Annotated in this window: 2 protein-coding genes and 1 pseudogene; all 3 read left to right on the top strand. The window is 76.3% G+C overall.

The features are described 5' to 3' along the window. A pseudogene (locus tag ACME2J_RS22085) lies at positions 1 to 627 on the top strand (DNA-directed RNA polymerase subunit beta'); the annotation flags it as partial. Positions 628 to 861: 234 nt separating this feature from the next. Beyond that, a complete protein-coding gene (locus ACME2J_RS22080; RefSeq protein ID WP_495547105.1) occupies positions 862 to 1,161 on the top strand; it encodes a helix-turn-helix domain-containing protein in 300 nt (99 codons plus the stop codon). Positions 1,162 to 1,170: 9 nt separating this feature from the next. Next, positions 1,171 to 3,556 (top strand): DEAD/DEAH box helicase (locus ACME2J_RS22075; RefSeq protein ID WP_495547104.1); only part of this gene is annotated, 2,386 nt, incomplete at its 3' end.

Raw genomic sequence — 3,556 nt, 5'->3', positions numbered from 1 at the left:
AAGGAGGTGCAGGAGGTCTACAAGTCCCAGGGCGTCGACATCAACGACAAGCACATCGAGCTCATCGTGCGTCAGATGCTCAAGAAGGTCCGCGTCGACCAGAAGGGCGACACGACCTACCTGCCCGGGGCGCTCGTCGACCGCTACGAGTTCGCTCGCGAGAACGACCGGATCAAGAAGGAGAAGGGCGAGATGGCCCAGTTCGAGGAGATCATCCTCGGCATCACGAAGGCCTCGCTCAACACCGACTCGTTCCTCTCGGCGGCCTCCTTCCAGGAGACGACGAAGGTCCTCACCGACGCGGCCCTCGAGGGCAAGAAGGACACCCTCAACGGCCTCAAGGAGAACGTCATCATCGGGAAGCTCATCCCGGCGGCGACGGGCCTGCGGCGCTACCGCCGCATCGAGATCGAGCCGGCGGAGCCGCTCCCCCGGGCGATGGACGACGTCGGCCTCCTCGACTCCGACGACATCGCCGCCGAGCTGCTCGACGGCGACGGCGGCGTCGAGTTCGGCTCGGCGCTCGGCGAGGACATCGCCGCGCTCGAGGACATCGGCGCCGGCGGCACCGACCCGGGCTTCGCGGAGGAGCTCGCGGACCTCGACGTCCCGCAGGACGAGGACTGACCTCGGTCCACATGACCTGACGACGCGGGCGCCCCACGGGGCGCCCGCGCTCGTTCAGCGGACGTCCACCGGCTGCGGCCGCGTGCACGTCCGCTCGAGGCGCGTCGCGCCGTCGTCGGCGTGGACACCGAACCGGTGCATCGTGTCCGACCGCACAGTCCAGCGGTGTGCGCGGTCACAGTGCGGGCCCCGGGCGGCTCCTAGCGTGCGGGGTGACCCGAGGGAGGAGACCCGATGCGCCACGACCCGTCCAGCCCGCACGCGACCCTCGTCGAGGATGCGCGCGTGCGCCTCGCCCGACTCACGCGGCGGGAGCGCGAGATCCTCGCGCTCATGGCCGCGGGGTACTCGAACGGCGCGGTCGGCGCGGCCTTGTGGCTGAGCCCGAAGACGGTCGAGACGCACGTCCGCTCGATCCTGTCCAAGCTCGCCGGCGACGCCGGCCCCGAGCACCACCGGCGCGTCCTCGCGGTCCTCGTCCACCTCGCCGTCGCGCCCGACTCCGAGGCGCGCGCGGCGCCGCCGGCGGGATAGCCTCGGCGGGTGGCGACCGTCGGCGATCTCCGCTTCACCGGGACGTGGCGGCACTACCAGGAGCTCGCGTTCGAGGCGTTCGAGGCGGACCGCGCGCGGGGACGGCATCGGACGCACGTCGTCGCCCCGCCCGGCTCGGGGAAGACCGTCATGGGGGTCGAGCTCGTGCGCCGGCTCGGGCGGCCCGCACTCGTCCTGGCGCCGAACCAGGCGGTCCAGGCGCAGTGGGTCGAGGCGGTGCGCCGGTGCGGCGATGCGGACCTCGTCGCGACCGATGCCGGAGCGGGAGCGCCGGTCGTCGTCCTCACGTACCAGTCGCTGTGCCGTCTCGACGACCCCGACGCCGCGCTGCGGGAGGAGGCCGAGCACCGCTGGGCGCGCGAGCGGGCGGGTGCGACGGGGGAGGAGCCGGCGGCCATCGCCGTCGCCGCCGCCTCCTGGGGCGGCGAGGCCGCGCGGCGCCGGAGCGCCGAGATCGGCCGCATCCTCGCCGCCCTCAAGCGCGAGGTCGCCCGTGGCGAGCACCCGGAGCTCGCGCTGGCGGACCTCCTCGACCACGGGGCCCGCGCCCGCGTCGACGCGCTCCTCGCGCGCGGCACCGGGACGGTCGTCCTCGACGAGTGCCATCACCTCGCCTCGCTCTGGGGCTACGTCGTCGCCGCCGTCCTCGGGGATCTCCGGCACCGCGGCGACGACGTGCACGTCGTGGGGCTCACGGCCACGCCGCCAGACGAGCTCACGGCGACGGAGGAGCAGCTCTACGCCACCCTCCTCGGTCCGGTCGACTTCTCGGTCCCGACGCCCGCGGTCGTCCGGGACGGCTTCCTCGCTCCCTTCCAGGAGCTCGCCTGGTTCTGCGAGCCGCTCGCCGCCGAGCGGGCGTGGCTCGCCGAGCACGACGTGCGCTTCGCCGAGCTCGTCACCGCGCTGCACGAGGACGGGGGCGACGCCGAGGGCCCCGTGCCGTTCCCCGAGTGGGTCGTCACGCGCCTTCGGCACCGCAGCCGCGACGGCGAGGACGCGGAGGTGCCGTGGCACGCGTTCCAGCGCCGGCACCCCGCGCTCGCCCGTGCCGGCGTGCGGTTCCTCCTCTCGGCCGGCCTTCCGGCGCCGCCCGGCGCGCCGCGGGGCGAGGCCTACCGCGAGCCGCCCGACCTCGACGACTGGCTCGTCCTGCTCGAGGACTACGCGCTGCGGGCGCTCGCCCCGCATCCTTCCCCCGCGGCCGCCGCGCGACGCGACGCGATCGCCGCCGCCCTCCGCGATCTCGGCTTCACGCTCACGCGTCGCGGGATCCGTCGGGGGCGCTCCGAGGTCGACCGGCTCCTCACGACGTCGGCGGCGAAGCCGCTCGCCCTCGCCGAGCTGCTCGCGACGGAGGACGACGCGCGGGGCGACGCGCTCCGCGCCTGCGTCCTCTGCGACGCGGAGCGGGCCGAGCGGCGTGCAGACGGCGCGCTCGCCGGGGTGCTCGACGCCGAGGCGGGGACCGCGGTCCGCGCGCTCGACGCGATCGCCGCCGACGTCCGCACGGCTCCCTTGCGCCCGCTCCTCGTCACCGGGCGCGCGCTGCGCTGCCGGCCCGGGGACCACGCGCCGCTCGCGCGCGCTCTCGGCCTCGTCGAGGGCGGGAGCGAGGCCGCGGCGCCGGAGCCCGACGACGACGGCCTCGCCGTGCTGCGTCCGCAGGCGGGGGAGTGGACCCCGCGCATCTGGGTCGCCCGCGCGACGGCCGCTCTCGCCGCCGGGGAGACGCGCGTCCTCGTCGGGACCCGCGCGCTGCTCGGCGAGGGCTGGGACGCGCCGTGCGTCAACGTGCTCGTCGACCTCACGGTCGCGACGACCGGCGTGAGCGTCCGGCAGATGCGCGGCCGCTCGCTGCGCCTCGACCCGCGGGACCCCGCGAAGATCGCCTCGAACTGGGACGTCGTCTGCGTCGCCGCCGACCTCGCGCGCGGCACGGCGGACTACCGCCGCTTCGCGCGCAAGCACGCGCACCTCCTCGCGCCCGCGGAGGACGGCGTCATCGAGGCGGGCCCGTCACATGTCCACCCCGAGCTCACCGCCTTCGGGCCGCCCCCGGCCGCCGACCTCCCGGCGATCGACGCGGCGATGCGCCGGCGTGCCGCCGACCACCGCACGGCGCGTGAGCGCTGGGCGGTCGGCACGCCGTACGAGGCGGTCGAGCGCGCGACCGTGACGATCCGGCCGGTCCGCGACCCGGCGATCCCCGACGGGCCGGCCGCGGCCGAGGGCCCCCTGCGGATCGACGTCGGCCCGGCCGCTCCCGCCGCGGCCGGGGCCGCCGCGCTCGGCGGCACGGTGCTCGGCATCGCCCTCGCGGGGCCGGCAGGACTCGCGGGGCTCGCCGCGCTGCCGGCCGCGGCGGCGTGGG

Source organism: Paraconexibacter sp. (assembly GCF_059438195.1).
The sequence above is the reverse complement of the archived record's forward strand: the minus strand, read 5'-3'. Positions and strand labels throughout refer to the sequence as shown.

What these genes read in the sequence shown, in the direction of transcription:
- ACME2J_RS22080 (WP_495547105.1), top strand. Translation starts at nt 862, where the DNA reads ATGCGCCACGACCCGTCCAGCCCGCACGCGACCCTCGTCGAGGATGCG.